This window comes from Pseudomonas sp. UFMG81, assembly GCF_015354575.1.
Taxonomy (GTDB): domain Bacteria; phylum Pseudomonadota; class Gammaproteobacteria; order Pseudomonadales; family Pseudomonadaceae; genus Aquipseudomonas.
Window position 1 is genome coordinate 1 of sequence record NZ_JACAFQ010000060.1, and the last position, 20,718, is coordinate 20,718.

Here is a 20,718-nt window from a genome sequence, read left to right on the forward strand (position 1 = left end):
CTCCCCGCCATCCCCCGCAGCGTCTGGGCCCTGGGCTTTGTGTCGATGCTCATGGATATCTCTTCGGAGATGATTCACGCCCTGCTGCCGCTGTACATGGTCGGCGTGCTCGGCACCACGGTACTGGCGGTGGGCCTGATCGAGGGCATCGCCGAGGCCACGGCGTCGATCAGCAAGGTATTCTCCGGCGCCCTCAGCGACTGGCTGGGCAAGCGCAAACTGCTGACCGTGCTGGGTTACGGCCTGGCGGCGCTGACCAAGCCGGTGTTCCCGCTGGCCTCGGGGCTGGGCTGGCTGACCGCGGCACGCTTCGTCGATCGCATTGGCAAGGGCATCCGTGGCGCCCCCCGGGATGCGCTGATCACCGATATCACCCCCGCCGAGCTGCGCGGCGCGGCCTTTGGCCTGCGCCAGGCGCTGGACACGGTGGGCGCATTCATCGGGCCGTCGCTGGCGATCCTGCTGATGTGGCTGACCGCCAGCCACTTCCAGACCGTGTTCTGGGTGGCGGTGATCCCGGCCGTGTTGGCGCTGCTGGTGCTGGTGGTGTTCGTGCGCGAACCACAGAAGGCCAGCGGCCGGCCCGCGCGCTCACCCCTGGCTGTCCGCGAACTTGCCCGCCTGAACGGCAGCTACTGGCGCCTGATCGCCCTTGGCACCCTGTTCGCCCTGGCCCGTTTCAGCGAGGCCTTTCTGCTCCGGCGCGGCCAGGCACTGGGACTACCGGCGCTGTGGGCGCCTGCGGTGCTGGTGTTTGTGTCGCTGGCGTTCTCGCTGTCGGCCTACCCGGCCGGGGCGTTGTCGGACCGAATCGGGCGCCAGGGCGTGTTGATGATCGGCTTGGGGTTGCTGGTGCTGGCGGACCTGGCCCTGGCACTGTTGCCGGGTGTGTTCGGGCTGGCGCTGGGCGCTGGCCTGTGGGGGCTGCATATGGGTTTCACTCAGGGTGTGTTCAGCGCGTTGGTCGCTGACAGCGCACCGGCTGACCTGCGTGGCACCGCGTTCGGCGTGTTCAACTTGGTGACGGGGGCGGCGCTGCTGGTGGCCAGTATGCTGGCCGGCGGGCTGTGGGACTGGCTGGGGTTTCAGGCAACGTTTCTGATGGGCGGGGGCTTTGCGTTGGTCACGCTGATGGGGCTGTGGAAATGGCGGAATCAGCCTTGAACGGGGCCGCCTTGCGGCCCATCGCCAGCAAGCCGGTCCCACATCCAATTGGTTTGCACGTGCTCTGTAGGAGCGACCTTGTGTCGCGAATGGGCCGCAAAGCGGCCCCGGCAGTCTTGAGGTGTACTTGAAATCCTGGGGCCGCTACGCGCCCCTTTCGCGACACAAGGCCGCTCCTACAAGAAACCTGTGCAAGGCAGTTGCGCCCACCTAGGGCCAACCGGACTACGCCGGTTCCTCCACCACCGGCTGCTGCTCGAACAGTGCCCACCNCGCCCTGCCCGTCCACTTCCAGCCGGTGGCTATGGAACCCCGCCAGGGTGCCACGATGGCCAACGCTGACCAGCAGCGCCTCAGGCATTTCGCTGCGCAGCAGCGAATACAGCGCATGCTCGAGCCCTTCGTCCATCGCCGAGGTGGACTCGTCGAGGAACACCACCTGCGGCCGGTTAAACAGCACCCGGGCGAAGGCCAGGCGCTGCTGCTCACCCACCGACAGAATCCGCGACCAGTCGCAACGCTCGTCCAGGCGTTCGGCCAGGTGGGCCAGGTTGACCTGGCGCAGCGCCTGCTGCATGCGCGGGTCGTCCTCGGGCTGGCCATCGACCGGGTAGGCGATGGCGGTGCGCAGGTCACCCAACGGCAGGTAAGGGCGCTGCGAGAGGAACAACGCCTGATGCCCCATGGGCCGCCCGACCTTGCCCTCGGCATAGGGCCAGAGCCCGGCCAGGGCGCGCAGCAGGGTGGTCTTGCCGCAGCCGGACGGCCCCTTGATCAGCAGCGCCTGGCCGGCCAGCATGCGCAGGTCGAGGTCGGCGATCAGCGCATGGCCGTCCGGGCGCAGCACTTGCAACCCAGTGATAGCCAGGGCGTGGGGCTGGTCCTCGGTGTGCACCCGGGGCAATGCGCTGGCCTGTGCATTGGCGTCGAGAAAGCCGGTCAGACGGTCGAGGGTGGCGCGGTAGCTGGCGAAGGTGTCGTAGGACTCGCGGAAGAACGACAGCGCGTCCTGCACCTGGCCGAATGCCTGGGCGGTCTGCATCACATCGCCCAGCTTGATGGCGCCACTGAAGAAGCGTGGTGCCTGGAGAATGAACGGGAACACCACGGCGATCTGGCTGACGCCAAGGTTGAAGCCACTGAATTTCAGGTTCCGGAACACCAGCGCCCAGGCATTGCCGATCAACACGAAGAAGCGGCCCAACAGCGTGCCGCGCTCGACCTGCGCGCCCTGGTAGAACGCAATGTTCTCGGCATTCTCACGCAGGCGCATCAGGGCATAACGGAAGTTGGCGGTGAATTTCTCATTGAGGAAGTTGAGGCGAATCAGCGGCTGCCCGAGGCGGAAGGCGGTCCAGGTGGCGATCAGCACATACACGTAAACGGCGAACACCATTGCCCGGGGCACTTCGACGCCCGCCACCGTCAACGGCGCCGACAGCCCCCAGAGGATGCCGGTGAACGCCACCAGCGACACCAGCGCGCTCACCGCCCCCAGCGCCAGCGACACGGAACCGGTGACGAAGGCGTTGACGTCCAGTTCGATACGCTGGTCGGGGTTGTCCACCGGCTCGGGCAGGAACTGCCCACGGTAATAGGCGTCGCCGTGCATCCAGTCGGCGCTCAGGCGTTCGGTCAGCCACACCCGCCAATGGATGTTGAAGGCCTGGGTGACATAGAAGGTGAACAGCGCGCGCAGCACGTGGATGGTGGCCAGCACCGCGAACACCCCGAGCATGTACCAGAACGCGGTCTGGTCCAGGGCCTGCAGGGCGCTGTAGAAGCCGTTGTACCAGAACGAGAACAGCACGTTCAGGCGCACCGAAAACAGCGTCAGCACCAGCAGCAGGGCGAATGCCAACAGCGGGCGCCAACTGCGCCGGAAGCTGAAATAGGGGCCGGCGAGCTGCCAGAACTGGCGGCCCCAGCGAGTGTGGCGCACGGCCAGGGTGGCGGCGACGGTGAAACCGATAAGGGTGATGACCGAGGCGATTGCCAGCCAGCGCAGGCTTTCTTGCAGGGCCTGGTGCCAGTTCATGTCCATGGTGGGTATCCATCGGGGTGTTTTCGCGAGCGTAGCATTTGCCGGCGAATAGCCTTGCGTACATGACGGACATTTCATCTGTGCCTGTTGCGGCCTCATCGCGGGGCTAGCCCGCTCCCACGCCGGCCCTAGCGCTTGTAGGAGCGGGCTTGCCCCGCGATAGGGCCGCTACAGGTAGAACCTAGACCAACGCGTCCCTCACCTTTTCATCCAGCCCCTCCCCCGCATGCGCCTCAATCCACTCCGCCAACTGCCGCCGCATCGCCGGTGTCCAGAAGCTCTGCAGGTGCTGACGCACCCCCTGCACCGCCTTTGTCCGGTCCGGTTCGCTGTCGAAGTAGTGGGCGATCTGGTTGGCCATCTTCACCAGGTTGTCGCTGCTCATCGGCGCACCTCCGCCTTTTCCTTGCCTTCGGACTGCCGACGCTGCTCCAGCAGGCGGCGCTGTTGGTCACTGAAGCTCTGGTAGCGCTTCTGCCATTCCGAGGGCTGGAACACCTTCACCACCTCCACGGCGGTGACCTTGTATTCCGGGCAGTTGGTGGCCCAGTCGGAGTTGTCGGTGGTGATCACGTTGGCCCCCGACTCGGGGAAGTGGAAGGTGGTGTACACCACCCCCGGCGCCACCCGGGCGCTGACCTTGGCGCGCAGCACACTCTGCCCGGCGCGGCTGCCCACCCCGACCCAGTCGCCGTCGCCGATGCCGCGGCTTTCGGCGTCGCTGGGGTGGATCTCCAGGCGGTCCTCGGCGTGCCAGGCGACGTTGTCGGTGCGCCGGGTCTGGGCGCCGACGTTGTACTGGCTGAGGATGCGCCCGGTGGTCAGCAGCAACGGGTAGCGGCTGTTGACCTTCTCGTCGGTGGGCACGTAGCCGGTGAGCATGAAGCGCCCCTTGCCGCGCACGAACTGGTCGATGTGCATGGTCGGCGTGCCGTCCGGGGCGGCGTCGTTGCACGGCCATTGCAGGCTGCCGTGACGGTCGATCTCGGCGTAGCTTACACGGTGGAAGGTCGGGGTCAGGCGGGCGATCTCGTCCATGATCTGGGACGGGTGCTGGTAGTTCATCGGGTAGCCCAGGGCATTGGCCAGGGCCACGGTCGCCTCCCAGTCGGCCTTGCCGGCCAGCGGCTCCATCACTTTACGCACCCGCGAGATACGCCGCTCGGCGTTGGTGAAGGTGCCGTCCTTTTCCAGGAACGAGCTGCCTGGCAGGAACACATGGGCGAACTTGGCGGTTTCGTTGAGGAAGATGTCCTGCACCACCACGCACTCCATGGCCAGCAAGGCGGCAGTGACGTGCTGGGTATTGGGGTCGCTCTGGGCGATGTCTTCGCCCTGGCAGTACAACGCCTTGAAGCTGCCATCGAGGGCCGCTTCGAACATGTTGGGGATACGCAGCCCGGGGTCGGGTTGCAGCGTCACGCCCCAGGCCTGTTCGAATTCGCTGCGCACGCTTTCGTTGGAAATGTGCCGGTAGCCGGGCAGCTCGTGAGGGAACGAGCCCATGTCGCAGGAGCCCTGCACGTTGTTCTGCCCACGCAGCGGGTTCACCCCTACCCCTTCGCGGCCGATGTTGCCGGTGGCCATGGCGAGGTTGGCGATGCCCATCACCGCCGTGCTGCCCTGGCTGTGCTCGGTCACGCCCAGGCCGTAGTAGATCGCCGCGTTGCCACCGGTGGCGTACAACCGTGCGGCGGCGCGAATCTGCTCGGCGGGCACCCCGCACACCGGGCCGAGCGCCTCGGGGGCGTTATCCGGCTGGGCGACGAAGTCGCGCCAGCGGGTGAATTCCTCGGTTTCGCAGCGGGCGTCGATGAAGCGCTGGGCCAGCAGGCCTTCGGTGACAATCACGTGGGCCAGGGCGTTGAGCATGGCCACGTTGGTGCCTGGGCGCAGTTGCAGGTGCAACTCGGCGCGGGCGTGGGGCGAGTCGACCAGGTCGATGCGCCGTGGGTCGATGACGATCAGCCGCGCACCCTGGCGCAAGCGGCGCTTGAGCTGCGAGCCGAACACCGGGTGGGCATCGGTGGGGTTGGCGCCGATCACCAGGATCACGTCGGCCTGCATTACCGAGTCGAAACTCTGGGTGCCGGCGGACTCGCCAAGGGTTTGCTTGAGGCCGTATCCGGTCGGTGAGTGGCAGACCCGCGCGCAGGTGTCGACGTTGTTGTTGCCGAATGCGGTGCGCACCAGCTTCTGCACCAGGTACGCCTCTTCGTTGGTGCAACGGCTGGAGGTGATACCGCCGATGGAGTCGCGCCCGTACTTGAGCTGGATGCGCCGGAACTCACTGGCGGCATAGGTGACGGCTTCGTCCCAGCTGACCTCCTGCCAAGGGTCTTCCAAGCGCTTGCGGATCATGGGCTTGGTGATGCGATCGGGGTGGGTGGCATAGCCCCAGGCGAAGCGCCCCTTGACGCAGGCGTGGCCGTGGTTGGCGCCGCCGTTCTTGTCTGGGACCATACGCACCAACTGGTCGCCCTTCATCTCGGCGCGGAACGAGCAGCCCACGCCGCAGTAGGCGCAGGTGGTGATCACCGCGCGCTCGGGCTGGCCGAGCTGGATCAGGCTCTTTTCGCTCAGGGTCGCGGTCGGGCAGGCCTGCACGCAGGCGCCGCAGGACACGCATTCGGAGCTGAGGAAATCATCGCCACCGGCGGCCGCCACCCGCGAGTCGAAACCGCGCCCGGTGATGGTCAGGGCGAAGGTGCCCTGGATGTCTTCGCAGGCGCGCACGCAGCGGCTGCAAACGATGCACTTGCTGGGCTCGTAGTCGAAGTACGGGTTGGAGACGTCCTTCTGTTCGGCCAGGTGGTTGGCACCCTCGTAGCCGTAACGCACCTCGCGCAAGCCCACCTGGCCGGCGACGGTCTGCAACTCGCAATTGCCGTTGGCCGAACAGGTCAGGCAGTCCAGTGGGTGGTCGGAGATGTACAACTCCATCACGTTACGCCGCAGGTCGGCCAGGCGCTGCGTCTGCGTGCGCACCACCATGCCCTCGCCCACCGGAGTGGTACAAGAAGCCGGGTAGCCGCGCATGCCGTCGATCTCGACCATGCACATGCGGCACGAGCCGAAGGCTTCGAGGCTGTCGGTGGCGCACAGCTTGGGGATGCTGGTGCCGAGCAGCGCCGCAGCGCGCATCACCGAGGTGCCGGCGGGCACACTGACCGGGCGGCCGTCGATGATCAGGCTGACCTGCACGTCGCTGACCCGCTCGGGGGTCCCCAGGTCGATAGCACTGCTGGGGTCGAAGTAATTGATCATTGCGCGGCCTCCAGGCCGAAATCGGCGGGGAAGTGCTTGAGGGCGCTGGACACCGGGTAGGAGGTCATCCCGCCCATGGCGCACAGCGAGCCGTACTGCATCGTGTCGCACAGGTCCCGCAGCAACCCGGCCTGGCTTTCGCGGTAAGCCGGGTCGGTGCTGGCGATCAGCCGGTCGACCACCTCCACGCCACGGGTCGAACCGATACGGCACGGGGTGCACTTGCCGCAGGACTCCTCGGCGCAGAACTGCAGGGCGAAGCGGGCCATGCCGGCCATATTCAGGCTGTCGTCGGCCAGCACCACACCGCCGTGGCCGAGCATCGCACCGATTGCGGCCATGGCCTCGTAGTCCAGGGGGGTATCGAATTGCGCGGGGGGCATCCAGGCGCCCAGCGGGCCGCCGACCTGTGCCGCCTTGATCGGCCGGCCGCTGGCGGTGCCCCCGCCGTAGCCTTCCACCAGTTCGCGCAGCGTGAGGCCGAAGGCACGCTCCACCAGGCCACCGTGGCGAATATTGCCGGCCAGCTGGAAGGGCATGGTGCCCAACGAGCGGCCCATGCCGAAGTCGCGGTAGAACGCCGCGCCCTTGGCCAGGATGATGGGCACCGAGGCCAGCGTCAGCACGTTGTGCACCAGCGTTGGTTGCCCGAACAAGCCCTCCAGGGCTGGCAGCGGTGGTTTGGCGCGGACAATGCCGCGCTTGCCTTCGATGGACTCGAGCAGCGCGGTCTCCTCGCCGCAGATATAGGCGCCAGCCCCCACCCGCACCTGCAGGTCGAAGGCCACGCCGTTGCCGGCCACGTCGAGGTAGCCGGCCTCACGGGCCAGCAGGATCGCCTCGTTCAGGGCGTGGATGGCGGCCGGGTATTCCGAGCGTACATAGATGTAGCCCTTGCTCGCGCCCACGGCGAGGCCGGCGATGATCATGCCTTCGATCAGCAGGAACGGGTCGCCCTCCATCAGCATGCGGTCGGCAAAGGTGCCGGAGTCGCCTTCGTCGGCGTTGCACACCACGTACTTCTGCCCAGCCTGGGCCTGACGCACGGTGCGCCACTTGATGCCTGCCGGGAACGCCGCGCCACCGCGACCGCGCAGGCCGGAATCGAGCACGGCGGCGACCACCTCGTCGCCGTCCTTGAGCGCCGCCTGACGCAGGCCCTCGAAACCGCCGTTGACGTGGTAGTCGTCCAGCGACAGCGGCCGAGTGATGCCGGCGCGGGCGAACAACAGGCGCTGCTGGGTTTTCAGGTAGGGGATTTCCTCGACCGGCCCCAGGGCCAAGGGGTGGTCACCGGGCTCGGTCGCCAAGGCGTCGAGCAGGCTGGGCACGTCCTCGACCGTGACCGGGCCGAAGCCCAACCGGCCCCGCTCGCTCTCCAGTTCGACCAGCGGCTCCAGCCAGTACAGGCCACGGGAGCTGGTGCGCTGGATACGTAGCGCCAGCTGGCGATTCGCCGCCTCGCGTTGCAGCGCCTCGGCCACCTGGTCGGCGCCCACCGCGCGGGCCACGGAATCGCAGGGGATGCACAGGTTCAGCATGCCTTGGCCTCCTCGCGGCAACCCTCGACCAGCGCCCGCAGGCGCTCGGGGGTAATACGTGCGTGCAGCTCGCCGTCCAGCTCCAGCGCCGGCGAACAGGCGCAGGCTCCCAGGCAGTAGACCGGGCGCAGGCTCAACGCGCCGTCGGCGCTGGTGCCGTGATCGTCCAGCCCGAGTTGCTCGCGCAGTTGCGCCGCCAGCGCCTCGGCGCCACGGCTCTGGCAGGATTCGGCGCGGCACAGGCGTAGCGTGTGGCGGGCAGGCGCGGTGGTGCGAAAGTCATGGTAGAAGCTGATCACCCCGCGCACCTCGGCCTGGCTGAGGTTCAGGGCATGGGCGATCTCACCGACCGCGGCATCGGGGATATAGCCGGCGCCGGCCTGGATAGCGTGAAGGATCGGCAACAACGCGCCGGGGGTGTCTTTTTCATGCGCCAGCACGCGCTGGATCAGGGGCAGGTGGTTCAACTCGTCAGGCATACAGCAGACCTCGTCAACCCGGGCCGGCCCGTGTCACGGGCAGGTGTCCGGCGGTGTTCAGCTGCGGTGCGCCGGTCACGTCACGGTGGCGTGGGGCGGGCACCCTCCTTGCCGATGGCCGGGTGTCTTGGCGCACTCGGTCCGTGGGCATCCTGTGAGCATGGCAGTTCTGGCGAGCCAAGGTTGTACGCGGGCGACCAGGCGCGTCCTGAAACCGACCACCCGAGCGCCACCAGGCGCGATGCCGACAGTCCCCTCACCCCGCAATCCGCGCCAGACTACGCAGGTTGTCGATCACCTGCGGATCGTGCCCTTCGAGCACATCGGCCTGGATCCGCGCGATCACCGCCTTGAGCAGTTCGGTCTGGTTCATGTGGGTTTGCTGCATCAGCGCCAGGAAGTCCTCGGCCATGTGCGGGTTGACCTTCATCGACAGGCGCCGGGTCGCGCTGCTGGCCGGTAACCCCCGCTGTTGCCGCTGGCACTCAAGGGCCAGGACGAAGGCTTCGTGAGCCGGGCGCAGGCCCTCGCCCTGGCGGGCCTGCACCAACTGCTGCAGATAATGGGCGAGGAACAGTTTGCGCAGGTTCGCCCCCGCCTCGCTGCAGACCCGGTGCATGGCCGCGTCCAGCACATCCAGGTAGACCGCCGGCAACCGGGCCTCGATGGACTTGAGCTGCTCCTTGCGCGCATCGCGGATTGCCGGGGTGGATTGCGCCGGGATGGCGACCACGGTGTCACAGCCGTCGCATACCCCCACCAGGATGTCACGGGCCACGCCCTGACCATCACTGAACGGCACGTCGCGCCGCTGGTAGTGCATGCCGACCACGGCCTGGCAGTGCTCGCAGAGCGCCTTGCCGATATCGCCTTCGAAAAGAATCTTCATCGCCTGGGTACTCACTGATGAACGCTGACGAACCAGGTTTCTGGCTCGATGAAATAGAACTTGATGTACCAGCCGTGCCGCTTGAGCACATGGACCTCGATCGAGGCCACGGCATGATGGGGGCTGCTGCGGTAATGGCTGCCGTTGCAGGTGCGGATCACCTCGATGACCTGTGCCGCACAGACCTCCCCGGTCGCCAGCAGGTTCTTCACTTCGATATCGCCGCGCGACGCATGCAGGTAATCACCTGATGCCAGGGCGGCGATCACATCACGCCGGGCGGCCTTGAATCCCTTTGTCATGGAACATCCCTGTCAATACGAAGATCATCGTACATTACTGAAACCATTGCCAGCTTGGGGTGGTTTCAGCCGACCAGCGGCGCCCTGCCTGCCCTGGCAACGCGCTGCGCTTCGGATTGACTATGGCCCTGCGCTGCGCAGGGTGAGCCGCGGTTGTGTTACCAACGCTTTCGGCTGTTGCGCCACGCAGGCATTGGCGGGCGGCTTTCGTGGGTTCAGTCCACGACCACATGGGGCACGAAGCGCGCACTGTCCTTGGTGATCAGCGTGGCGTCTTCACGGATGCCAATGCCCGAGGCCAGGCCACCGACCACCCAGGAGCCGACCAAGGCATAGTTGTCAGCGAATTTCGGCAACGGCGCATAGGCTTGCAGGACATACGGCGCGTCGGTGTAGGGCCCATCTTCGAATACCCGCTCCCCCTGCGCGGTGCGGATGTCGACGTTTGCCCCTTCGCGAGAGAAGTACGGTTTGCGCACCCAGCCCTTGGGCACCGGGCGCGTGGGATCGTCATCGAGGTATGCCGGCAACAGGTTTGGATGCCCCGGGTACCACTCCCACAGCAGCGCGAGGATGCCCTTGTTGGAAACCAGTGCCTTCCATGCGGGTTCCACGAAGCAGGTGCCACTGCCGGCGATGGCCTGGCCGAAGGCCTCGTGGAAGATGTGCTCCCAGGCATGCAACTTGAACAGCCGCCGGATCGGCTGGCCGTCGAGGTCGACGAAACGCCCTTGCCCATCCAGGCCGATATCTTCCAGGTCTATGTGCCGGGTGCTGATACCGGCGTGCTCGGCCATCTTGCGCAGAAAATCGGTGGTACCGCGATCTTCCACCGACCCGCCGATGGTGGAGAAATGGAAGGTGCCCTGGCGCTCGTATGTGGCAAAGGCGCGCACCAGGTCTTGCGCGATGCTGTTGAACTGGCTGGCGTGGGGCGCCAGCACACCCCGGCTCACCTGCTCGTCGAGCCAGATCAGTTGAAAGGCGGCCGCCTCGTAGAGCGAAGTCGGGGTGTCGTAGTTGGCTTCGATCAGCTTGGCAGGGCCGTGGCCGTCGTAGCTGAAGTCGAAACGGCCATACAGATGCGACTCCCCCGCCTTCCACGACCGCCGCACCAGGTCGAAGTACGCCGGCGGGATGGCCAGCCGGGCCATCAATGCTTCGCTGTCGACGATGCGCGCCACGGCATCCAGGCACATGGCATGCAGCGCTAGCGTGGGCGCCTCCAGGTCACGACTGACCTGGGCCTCGCTGAACTGGTAATAGCCACGCTCGTCCCAATAGCGCTCACCGTCGATGGTGTGGAAAGCAAAGCCCTCGCGCTCGGCGGTAGCACGCCAATCCGGGCGTTCGGCACATTCGACCTTGCGCATGCTCAGCCCCCGAAGAAGCTGCCGGAGCGCCCGCCCCAGCCGCCGCGCGCGGTGGCCTGGCTGCCGAAGCCACCACGGGAGATGCTGGCCGAGGTGGGCTGGCCGGACCGCTCACGGCTCCAGCCGCCCCCGCCGCCGGAGGAACCTCCCCCACTGCTGCCCTGCTGCTCTTCGCGCGCGGCACGCTGGATCGCGAAACGCTGGCCGAGCAGGCCATTGCGATAGCTGCTGCCGCCGGTGTTGTACGCGTACAGCGGTTGCGAGCGGTAGCGCCGGTCGGCAGGCAGTACCTGGCTGAGCAACATGCCGGCAACCACGCCGGTGGCGAAGCTGCCACTGAGGTTGCTCTGGCCATTATTGGCCTTGGCCAACTGCGACTCACTCACCTCGCCTGCGGTTTCCAGCTCGAAGCCATTCATGCGCGGCATGTAGCGCCCACCGATGGTGGTCAGGCAGCCACCGGGGGTGAACGCGGCTTCGCATTCGCGCAGCGCGTCATAGATGGGCGCGGTGCGCTGGTATTCGTTTAAGGCCTGGCCATAGGCCTTTTCGCAGTCCTTTGCCGGCACCTGGTCGCTCACGCAGGCCTCCAGGCTTTCATAATTGACCTGCTGGGTGACCGTATAGGTTGGCTCGGCGGGGCCACAGGCGCTCAGCGCCAGCGGCAAGGAGCTGGCCAGCACCAGTTTGACCGGGCTTGTTCTCATGATGGGCTCCTTGCGCGTCAGGCCGACGGGGTCATGCAGGCCGCGTTGAGCAGGCCCACACTGATCGCCACGCTGGCGGCGTAGATTGCCGCCGCCAGCTCGCCGCGCACGATGCGCTGGGGCAGCCCTTTGAGTACCAGGCTGGTAAGGCCGAAGGCGAGCAACTGCACCACGGCAGCGATGACCACCCAGGCGATCACATCCACCAGGCTGACGCTGTAGGCGATGATGTTGCTGGCCGGCAGCGAGAAACCGATCAGCGAGCCGCCCAGGGCGATGGCCGCCGCCGGGTTGTTGTCGCGGATCAGCGCGAACTCGCGGTGCGGGGTGAGGCGTGTATAGATGAACTGGAACAGCCAGAACAGCATCAGCGCCACACTGATATAGAGAATGAAGCCGGTCACTGCCGGGGCATTGAGCGACAGGCGCAAAGCGTCGAGCATGGAAAGTCCTTGTCAGGTTACGTGAAAGTCCGTGGGGTGAAGGGTGACGCCCAGCGAGGTGCTGAGGCTCAGTTGGCCCTGCTCGTCCTCCTCCACCGACAGCAGCAGGAACTCGCGGCGCCCAGGCAGGCCGGTGTCGCGGGCATAGAGCATCGACAGGTGGCGAACGTGGTAGCGCGCCTCGGGGCTGGCGACGTGCTCGGTGAGTGGGATCAGCTCGGTCTGGCCTTGTTCGTGCCCCCACTGGCGGTCATACAGGTAGCCGTCGTGCGGGTACATCGGCAGGCCGACCTTCGAGGCGGTACCCACCAGCTGCTTGAGGTGCGCCTCGTCCTGGATCGGCACGACACTGTGGTAGCCGAACAGGATGATGTCGCCCACCGCCGCGGCGGCCGGGCCGTTCATCACCACCTGTAGCCAGTAGTCCTCGTCGTCAAGGTAACAGCGCAGCAGGCGCACCGAGCCGCCCAGGTTGACCTCGCCTACAGCCCAAACCGCGTGCGCACCGGGCACCAGTAGTTCGGAGTACCCCTGTAGCCGAGCCTCAAGCGTGGCCTCGGGCGTGAACACGGCGCCGCTGCGCAAGCCAAATGGCCAGGCAGGTGCCGTACCGCGATGGTGGGGTGGGGCCTCGAAGCCCATCAGGCGCTTCAGCCAGCTCATGCGGCGTTGCGTCCGGCAGAAAACGCCAAAGGCCGGCAGGCCCTGGGTGAGAAAAGCTCCATCGAGACTCCCTGTGATCGCGGCGGTCCTTGCGTGGGGGCGCCACCATAGCGGTTTTGTCTCGCCCCGCCAATCCAGGCACCCAGAAAGCAGATGCGTCCTACGTGACGCCCAACTGGCCATCAATCTAATTGGAACACGATTGCAAAAGGCCTGTAGGATACGCGCCAAGGGCCCGCCGCCCACTAATAGCATACTGATACCACCCGGCATCGATCAGCTCTTTCTCCTTCGGATCGAGTGATGCCTGACGTGCGCTTTTGAATTACCGGGCCAATGGAAGGCCATAAAGGATTACCACTGTGTCAAATGACAAAAGCCTCCTGCTTGAGCCGCATGGCGCCTCAAGCTCGACCCCGCTCAGCAGTACGACCTCCGCTCATCCAGCCCGGGGCGCTGCCAGGACAGTGGACTATCGGGCGGACATCGATGGCCTTCGCGCTGTCGCCGTCATGCTGGTCATCGTCTTTCATGGCGGGCTCACCCTGTTCCCGTCGGGCTTCATCGGCGTCGACATCTTCTTCGTCATTTCCGGCTACCTGACGTCGTCGATCATCCTGAGCGGGATGCAGAAAGGCACCTTCACCTTCTCCGGGTTCTACGCGCGACGCATCTGGCGACTACAGCCTGCGGTATTGGCCCTGCTGGTCGTCACGCTGGCGGTGGCCACCTATGTGTACCTGCCCATCGAGTACGTAAGCTTCCTCAAGAGCGAGAAGTACACCAGCCTGTTGCTGTCGAACCAGCACTTCATCAAGGTGTCGGACGGCTATGCGACCCCCGATTCGGCGACCCGGCTGCTGTTGCACACCTGGTCGCTGGCCATCGAGTGGCAGTGGTACATCGTGCTGCCGGTCGGCCTCTGGTTGCTGAACCGCTCGCTGAGCAGGCGCCAACTCGGCTACGTGTGCGTAGTGCTGACGTTGCTTGCCATCGGCGCCGCGTTCTATGTGGTGAAGACCGCCGAAGGCCTGGGGTACTACTATTTCACCGCCCGTATCTTCGAGCTGATGATCGGTTCGTGCGTCGCTGTTCTCGGGCGTGACCGCAAGTTGCCTGGGCAGGCGGCGGCCACCTTGATCGCGCTGGCAGCGATCCTCGCCATCGTCTATGTCGCCCTGCAGACCATTCCCGCCACGGCCTACCCGGACTACCGCGCGGTGCTCGTCTGCGTGGCCACCGCCGCGCTGCTCTACGTGGGCCCGACGAGCCTGACCTCGAGCGTGCTCAGCGCCAGGCCGGTGGTGCTCATCGGCCTGATGTCCTACTCGCTGTACCTGTGGCACTGGCCGATCATGGCCACCATCACCTACCTGGGCCTGGAAAAGACCCCGGCCGTCATCGCGACCTACTTCGTCGCCACCTTCGTGCTGGCGAGCCTATCCTATGCGCTGGTGGAGAAACCGCTGCGCAAGTCGCGCATGAGCTTCGCCAAGACCTTGGCCATCATGGTGGTCGTGCCCGCCCTCGCGTTCTCGGCCCTGCATGATGCCGGCAAGGCAGCCGATGGCTGGCCGCAACGCTTCGGTTTTGGCGCAGACAACGCCCTGTCCCGCCTCAAGGCGGCCGAAGTCCCGCACCGTGAAAAGTGCCTGGACGTCAGTGACGGCAAGGACCCCGGCTGCATTTTGGGTGACGTCAAGTCCAAGACCACGGCCTTGCTGATGGGCGACTCGTTCTCCAACCATGAATGGCGCTTCATCGACATCCTGGCCAAGGACGCGAACGTCTCGGTGCTGGCGCAATCCTACCCGGCCTGCCTGACCCTGCCAGGCATCTACATGTACGACTGGTTGAAGTTCCAGGCCCTGTACAGCAAGTGCCACGCGGCCACCGCCGACTACTACGCGATGATCAGGAACAACCACTACAAGTACGTGATGATCGGCCAGGTGTGGGAGCGGTACGTCGAGAGCGACAAGGTGGTCACCGCCCTGGAAGACGAGCGCACCCTCGAGCTCTCCCACCAGCGCATGCAGGACGCCCTGCTCGAAGGGCTGAAACTGATCACCGAAAGCGGCGCCATCCCGGTCATCATTAAGGCCAACCTGAAAATGCCCGATGCGGTCAACGACTGCGTCTACCGCAACATCAAGCTGCGCGGGCTGTTCGGCTCGGAGACGGCCAGCGAACAGTGCGCCACGCAGGACTGGGATGGCCAGGAACATCCCGCCCTCACCGCGATGTTCAAGGCGGCGAAGGCAGCGTACCCGCAACTGATCTTCATCGACCCGAAAGACGCCCAGTGCGAGAACGGCAGCTGCCTGACCGCCATCGACGGGCTGCCGGTATACCGCGATATCGGCCATGTCACGGACTACGCCTCGCACAAGCTGGGCGTGAAGTACCTGCAAGAGATGGGCAACCCCTTCAAGGCGCCCACCCACTGACCCCCGTGCCGGCCCCAAAAGACCGGCATCGGATGGCCAGGCACCCGGCGGCAGGCGTTGTCGCCGGGGTGCCCACCCGCCCCTTTCAGCACGCACTGACCCGCCACAGCTGGTCCAGCCGCGTGGTGTACGACTGGCTCATCATCTCCCGCCGCATCCCCCACGCCGGGGCACGCGGCACACTGCCCGCCCGCAACGCAGCCCTGCCGTAGCGTTCATTGATCTCGTCCAGCACCGCCATCAGCCGGTCGCAGGCCGCTGGCTGCGCGGCGGCGAACAGGTCGTCGCTGAACTCACCGGGCTGGCGCAAATCCAGCAGCAGCACCTCCGCTTTGCTGTAGCGGTAGCCGGGCCGGAAGATCCGCCCGGTGGCCTCGGTGGCCATGCGGGTGAGCAGCAGCGTGTCGTTGGTGGGGTACGGCAACTGCACCAGGGCACCCTGGCTATAGCGCGGCTCGTCCGGGTTGAACATGCCCGTGCGGATGCTCACCCGCAGGCGCTTGCACAATGAGCCCTGGGCCCGCAGCTTCTGCGCCGCCCGCCCCGTGTACGTGGCCACCGCCTGCTGGATCGGCGCCAGCGTCGTCAGGCGCTGGCCGAACATGCGGCTGCAACAGATCTCCTGGCGGGGCGGGTCGTTCTCGTCCAGCGCCAGGCATGGCGTGCCGCCCAGCTCGCGGGCAGTCTTCTCGATCACCACGCTGAAGCGCTCGCGCAGCAGCCGCGGATCGGCCGTGGCCAGGTCCATCGCCGAACGGATGCCCAGCTCCGCCAGGTGCGCGGTCATGCGTTTGCCGATCCCCCACACCTCGGCCACCCCGGTGTTGCGCAACACCCAGTCGCGCTTGAACGGCTCGCGAATGTCCACCACCCCGCCGGTGTGCGCCTGCAAGCGCTTGGCGGTGTGGTTGGCCAGCTTGGCCAGGGTCTTGGTGGTGGCGATGCCCACCCCCACCGGGATGCCGGTGCAGCGCAGCACCCGGGTGCGGATGTCGCGGCCAAGCTGCGTGAGGTTACCGGGGATGCCGGCAAGATCGGCGAAACACTCGTCGATCGAATACACCTCGCAGGCCGGCACCATGGTCTCGATCAGGCTCATGACCCGCTCGCTCATGTCGCCATACAACGCGTAGTTGGACGAGAACACCTGCACCCCATGGCGGCGCAGTGTGTCGCGGATCTGGTAGTACGGCTCACCCATCCGCGCCCAGGCCTTGGCCTCCGCGCTGCGGGCGATCACGCAGCCGTCGTTGTTGCTCAGCACGACGATGGGGGTGCGCGCCAGGTCCGGGCGGAACACCCGCTCGCAGCTGGCATAGAAGCTGTTGCAGTCGATCAGCGCGAACACCGGCTCAGGCATTGGGGTCATGGCTGCGCACGCTGAAGGTGACCACGCCCCAGATCGCCAGCTCGTCGCCTTCGAGAATGTAGCGCGGCGGGAAGCGCGGGTTCTCCGAGCGCAGCGCCACCTGGGTGCCCACCTGGTGCAGGCGTTTGCACAGCGGCTCGCCGTTGATGGCGGCGATGACGATATGGCCGTGGCGCGGCTCCAGGGCGCGGTCGACGATCACCAGGTCGCCGTCGAAGATCCCGGCGCCCTGCATGCTGTCGCCATCTATCCTGACCAGGTACATGTGCGGCGCGCGCAGCTTGAACAGCTCATCCAGTGAGAGGGGTTGCTCCAGGTGGTCCGCCGCCGGCGACGGGAAACCCGCCGGCACACGGAACCCATAGCGCGCGAGCGTGGCATGCCCACGCGCGACCGGACCGAGGATGGAAATCATGGGTAGCCTTGCGAATTGACTGTATGCATATACAGTTAATGGCGATTCCGCGCTGCGGTCAATTTCGGCGTAGGCATTTTCGACAAATGGGAGGCACGCCATGTGTGGACGCTTCGCCCAGTACCAGGGGCTGGCCGACTACCTGCGCGAACTGCAGGCCGAGCAGGATGTGGTCAGCGGCTACGACAACCACCCCATCGGGCGCTACAACGTCGCCCCCGGCAGCCGCGTGCTGGTGCTGCACACTGCCGCCGACGGCTTGCGCATCGACCCCTGTCATTGGGGTTGGGCGCCGTTCTGGGCCACCGGCAAGCGGCCGGCGCCGATCAATGCCCGGGTGGAGACGGTAACCACCGGCAAGTTTTTCAAGGCGCTGTGGCCCCAGGGGCGGGCGTTGGTGATGGCGGATGGGTGGTATGAGTGGGTGGCCGACCCGCTGGATGACAAACGCAAACAGCCGTATTTCATTCGCCTGAAAAGCGGCGCGCCGATGTTCATGGCAGCGCTGGCCGAGGTACGGCCGGGGCTTGCGCCCAACGAGGGGGATGGCTTCGTGATCATCACCGCCGCCAGTGATGCGGGGATGGTGGATATTCATGATCGCCGGCCACTGGTGCTGGGGCCCGAGCATGCGCGGATGTGGATCGACCCGGACTTATCGGCGCAGGAGGCCGAGCGGGTGGCCAATGAGTATTGCCTGCCAGTGGAGGCATTCGAGTGGTTTGCGGTGGGGCGCGAGGTGGGGAATGTGCGCAACGAAGGGGCCGAGTTGATCTTGCCGCTGCCTGCCACGCCCCCAGGCTGAGCGCCCTTATTCTTCACGCTGCGCGCAAATCTCCACGATCAGGCCGCGCAACCAGCGATGGGCGGGGTCGGCTGCGTATCGCGGGTGCCATAGCAACGACACGGTGAATGGCTCGGTGGGCACCGGCAAGGCAAAGCTGTGCAGGCCTTGGCGCAGGTTCTGGGTATGGCGCTCGGGCACGCTGGCGATCAGGTCGGACCCACGGGCCAGGCCCAGGGCCGTGGAGAACCCCCCGACGATGGTCACCACCTTGCGCGCCAGCCCCTGGGCCTGCAGGGCGTCGTCGATCACCCCCTTGTCCGCCCCGGTGCGCGACACCATCACATGCCGGCCGCCGGCATAGCGAGCTGCGCTCATCTTGCCCCGAGCCAGCGGGTGCCCCGCGCGCACCACCCCTATGTAGTGGTCGCGGAACAACGCCTGCCCATACAGCTCTGGCGCCGTCGTCGGTTCTATCACACCGGTTTCCAGGTCGACGATGCCTTCGCGCAGGGCCTTGCTGTCCTTGTCCGGCTTTTGCAGGAAACACAGGCGCACACCGGGCGCCGCTGCCTCGACACGGGCGATCAACTGCGGCCCGAAGCCTTCCACGAAGCCTTCGCTGGTCCTGAGGGTGAAGGTCCGGGCCAGCTGGCGCAGGTCGAGCACCTGGGTGGGACGCAGCATCGCCTGCGCCTCGTCCACCAGGTGGCTGACCCGTTCGCGCAGCGCCAGGGCCCTGGGCGTGGGCACCAGCCCCCGGCCCGAGCGCACCAGCAGCGGGTCCCCCGTCGTTTCGCGCAGGCGCGCCAGCGCCCGGCTCATGGCCGAAGGGCTCAGGTGCAGGCGCTTGGCGGCCCGGGCGACGCTGCCCTCGGCGAGCACCGCGTCGAGGGTGATGAGCAGGTTCAGGTCGGGAATGGTCATGGGCGGATAGTAGCGCGCTCGCGACGAGATAGCGCGCCACGTGCATCAGTAAAGTGCAAAGCGTGCGTCTTCCGCCATGCCACACGCCTCAATAGAGTCGACCCGTAGCGAAATCAAACGGGAGAACCTGCATGAACACCTTGCATAAATTCGTTGACGACATGCGCGCCACGTGGGGGCCGTTGACCACGCAGATGGTTGCCGGCTGCCAGCAGCACCTGGATACCCTGCTGAACACCCCGGTATCGGAACCCTGGCTGGCCACCTTGCACCTGGAGGCTGCCGCGCAACACGAGCTGTACCGCGACCCGCAGTACGGCTTCGTGCTGCTGGCCCACACCGAGCACGCAGGGCTCTACCGCCCGCCCCATGACCACGGCCGGGGCTGGGTCATCTATGCGGTGCAGCAAGGCGCGATCGAAATGAGCACCTATGCCCGGGTCGAGGACGCGGGCGGCCAGGTGAAACTGGTCAAGCGCGGCAGCACGGTGCTCTGCGCCGGCCAGACCCAGCTGTACCTGCCCGGCGACATCCACGATACCCGCTGCGTGGCCGGGCCCGCGCTGCTGTTCCGCTTCACCGAACGGGACCTGAAAAAAGAAGACCGCGAGGCGCGCCGCCTGACCCGCTATGTCGAGCAGGCCGGGGACTGGGTGCCCGAGGCCCGGGTGTGAACAGCCTCGCCCAGCCATCCGCGCCTGCGGCGAGCACCGCCGCCCGCCACCCCAGGCAGGCGCTGGCGGTGGGGGCCGTGCTGGCCGCCATGGTGCTGGTGGTGCTGAGCACCGCCACGACCACCGCGGCCCTGCCAGGGATCGCCGAGGCGCTGCACGTGGCCCCGGCCAGCGCCATCTGGGTGCTGACTGCCCACCAGGCCGCCTTGCTGATGGCCCTGATGCCCTGCGCCGCCTTGGGCGAGAGCCTTGGCTATCGCCGGGTGTTTACTGCGGGTGTCTGGCTGTTCACCGGCACCAGCCTGCTGTGCGCCATCGCCCCCACCCTGCCCTGGCTGGTCGCCGCCCGCTTCGTCCAGGGCCTTGGCGGCGCGGCCGTCCTGGCGCTGGGGGTGGCACTGCTGCGCAGCGTGGTCGCACCGCATCGGCTCGGCGCCGCCATCGGCTGGAATGCCCTGGCCGTGGCCCTGTCCTCGGCCGCCGGGCCGGTGATCGGCGCGGCGCTGCTGGCGGTGGCGCACTGGCCGTGGCTGTTCGCCGTCCACCTGCCATTGGGGCTGGGCGTGCTACTGGCGGTGCGCGCGCTGCCCCAGGCCAAGGGCACCGGGCGCCCGCTGGACCTAGCCAGCCTGCTGCTGAACGCCGGGGTGTTCGCCGCGCTGGTGAGCGCTGCCAGCTGCGTGCCCGGCAGGCCTGGGCTTGCGGCCGTGTTGCTTGCCGGCAGCGTGGTGCAACTGTGGCTGCTGGTGCGCAGGGAGCGGCACAAAACGGCGCCGATGGTACCGCTGGACTTGCTGGCTGCGCGCCCGTTTCGGCGTGCGGTGAGCGCTTCGGTGCTGTGCTTTGCGGGGCAGACCGCAGGCATGGTCGCCCTGCCCTTTTTCCTGCAACACCGGTTTGGGGTGGGGCACCTGGCGTTGGGGCTGTACCTGATGGCCTGGCCGTTGACCGTGGCCTGCATGGCCCCGGTTGCCGGGTGGCTGGCAGACAGGGCTTCGAGCGCGCGGCTGTGCGTTGCCGGGGGGTTGTGCATGGACGTTGGGTTGGGGGTGGCTGCGCTGGTGCCGCCCAAGGGGTCGGCGCTGGTGCTGGTGCCGCTGCTCATGCTGTGCGGGGTGGGGTTCAGCTTGTTCAATGTGGCTAATAACCGGGCCATGTTCTTGTCGACGCCCCTGACACGTAGCGGGGCTACGGGGGGTATCCAGGGGACGGCGCGGTTGCTAGGGG

Annotated in this window: 18 protein-coding genes and 1 pseudogene; 5 read left to right on the top strand and 14 right to left on the bottom strand. The window is 66.7% G+C overall.

The annotated features are described in order from the left end of the window. Positions 1-1,164, top strand: a 1,164-nt coding sequence (locus tag IX761_RS26120) for an MFS transporter (RefSeq protein ID WP_194792367.1), incomplete at its 5' end; no start/stop codon positions are given. Positions 1,165-1,389: 225 nt separating this feature from the next. Here IX761_RS26120 and IX761_RS26125 read toward each other — a convergent pair. The 11 genes and pseudogenes from IX761_RS26125 to IX761_RS26175 all read right to left on the bottom strand — a co-directional run bounded on the left by IX761_RS26125 (position 1,390) and on the right by IX761_RS26175 (position 12,872). Beyond that, positions 1,390-3,208: pseudogene (locus IX761_RS26125) on the bottom strand (ABC transporter ATP-binding protein/permease). Positions 3,209-3,389: 181 nt separating this feature from the next. Next, positions 3,390-3,593, bottom strand: coding sequence for a formate dehydrogenase subunit delta (locus IX761_RS26130; protein ID WP_194792369.1), 204 nt, complete (start codon positions 3,591-3,593; stop codon positions 3,390-3,392). Continuing rightward, complete coding sequence (gene fdhF, locus IX761_RS26135; protein WP_194792370.1) at positions 3,590-6,475, bottom strand: formate dehydrogenase subunit alpha; 2,886 nt, start codon at positions 6,473-6,475, stop codon at positions 3,590-3,592. Before fdhF ends, IX761_RS26130 begins: the two co-directional genes overlap by 4 nt. Beyond that, a complete protein-coding gene (locus tag IX761_RS26140) occupies positions 6,472-8,016 on the bottom strand; it encodes a formate dehydrogenase beta subunit (RefSeq protein ID WP_194792371.1) in 1,545 nt (514 codons plus the stop codon). Before IX761_RS26140 ends, fdhF begins: the two co-directional genes overlap by 4 nt. Then, positions 8,010-8,495 (bottom strand): formate dehydrogenase subunit gamma, encoded by a 486-nt coding sequence (locus IX761_RS26145; RefSeq protein ID WP_194792372.1) that lies wholly within the window; start codon positions 8,493-8,495, stop codon positions 8,010-8,012. The genes IX761_RS26140 and IX761_RS26145 overlap by 7 nt, the downstream gene beginning before the upstream one ends. 256 nt (positions 8,496-8,751) lie before the next feature. Further along, entirely contained in the window at positions 8,752-9,384 is a 633-nt protein-coding gene (locus tag IX761_RS26150; RefSeq protein WP_194792373.1) for a hypothetical protein, read from the bottom strand. 11 nt (positions 9,385-9,395) lie between these two features. Continuing rightward, positions 9,396-9,686 (bottom strand): hypothetical protein, encoded by a 291-nt coding sequence (locus IX761_RS26155; RefSeq protein WP_194792374.1) that lies wholly within the window; start codon positions 9,684-9,686, stop codon positions 9,396-9,398. Positions 9,687-9,901: 215 nt separating this feature from the next. Beyond that, entirely contained in the window at positions 9,902-11,059 is a 1,158-nt protein-coding gene (locus IX761_RS26160; RefSeq protein ID WP_194792375.1) for a glutathionylspermidine synthase family protein, read from the bottom strand. Between the two features lie 2 nt (positions 11,060-11,061). Beyond that, on the bottom strand, positions 11,062-11,766 hold the full coding sequence (locus tag IX761_RS26165) for a DUF1190 domain-containing protein (protein WP_194792376.1): 705 nt from the start codon (positions 11,764-11,766) through the stop codon (positions 11,062-11,064). A 17-nt stretch (positions 11,767-11,783) separates the two neighbouring features. Continuing rightward, the gene (locus IX761_RS26170) at positions 11,784-12,209 is read right to left on the bottom strand and encodes a DUF350 domain-containing protein (RefSeq protein WP_194792377.1); all 426 of its coding nucleotides are present in this window, start codon (positions 12,207-12,209) and stop codon (positions 11,784-11,786) included. Between the two features lie 12 nt (positions 12,210-12,221). Then, positions 12,222-12,872, bottom strand: coding sequence for a DUF2491 family protein (locus IX761_RS26175; protein ID WP_194792378.1), 651 nt, complete (start codon positions 12,870-12,872; stop codon positions 12,222-12,224). Between the two features lie 467 nt (positions 12,873-13,339). On the opposite strand from IX761_RS26175, the gene IX761_RS26180 reads away from it, so the two are divergent. Then, on the top strand, positions 13,340-15,322 hold the full coding sequence (locus IX761_RS26180) for an acyltransferase family protein (protein ID WP_323744618.1): 1,983 nt from the start codon (positions 13,340-13,342) through the stop codon (positions 15,320-15,322). Positions 15,323-15,407: 85 nt separating this feature from the next. Here IX761_RS26180 and IX761_RS26185 read toward each other — a convergent pair whose 3' ends face one another. Both IX761_RS26185 and IX761_RS26190 read right to left on the bottom strand, forming a co-directional pair. Further along, the gene (locus IX761_RS26185) at positions 15,408-16,691 is read right to left on the bottom strand and encodes a Y-family DNA polymerase (RefSeq protein ID WP_194792380.1); all 1,284 of its coding nucleotides are present in this window, start codon (positions 16,689-16,691) and stop codon (positions 15,408-15,410) included. After that, positions 16,675-17,106 carry a LexA family protein gene (locus IX761_RS26190; RefSeq protein ID WP_194792381.1) on the bottom strand — a complete coding sequence of 144 codons (432 nt, stop codon included), beginning with the start codon at positions 17,104-17,106 and terminating at the stop codon, positions 16,675-16,677. The genes IX761_RS26185 and IX761_RS26190 overlap by 17 nt, the downstream gene beginning before the upstream one ends. A 100-nt stretch (positions 17,107-17,206) precedes the next feature. Between IX761_RS26190 and IX761_RS26195 the strand changes: the two genes are divergently transcribed. Then, positions 17,207-17,911 (top strand): SOS response-associated peptidase family protein, encoded by a 705-nt coding sequence (locus tag IX761_RS26195; protein WP_194792382.1) that lies wholly within the window; start codon positions 17,207-17,209, stop codon positions 17,909-17,911. A gap of 6 nt (positions 17,912-17,917) precedes the next feature. Here the strand turns inward: IX761_RS26195 and IX761_RS26200 are convergent, their stop codons facing one another. Next, entirely contained in the window at positions 17,918-18,817 is a 900-nt protein-coding gene (locus IX761_RS26200) for a LysR family transcriptional regulator (RefSeq protein ID WP_194792383.1), read from the bottom strand. A gap of 131 nt (positions 18,818-18,948) precedes the next feature. Here IX761_RS26200 and IX761_RS26205 point away from each other — a divergent pair, with 131 nt between their 5' ends. Together IX761_RS26205 and IX761_RS26210 are read left to right on the top strand one after the other, a co-directional pair. Continuing rightward, positions 18,949-19,491, top strand: coding sequence for a hypothetical protein (locus IX761_RS26205; RefSeq protein WP_194792384.1), 543 nt, complete (start codon positions 18,949-18,951; stop codon positions 19,489-19,491). Then, the coding region (locus IX761_RS26210) for an MFS transporter (protein ID WP_323744619.1) at positions 19,488-20,718 on the top strand (1,231 nt) is incomplete at its 3' end. The genes IX761_RS26205 and IX761_RS26210, both read left to right, overlap by 4 nt.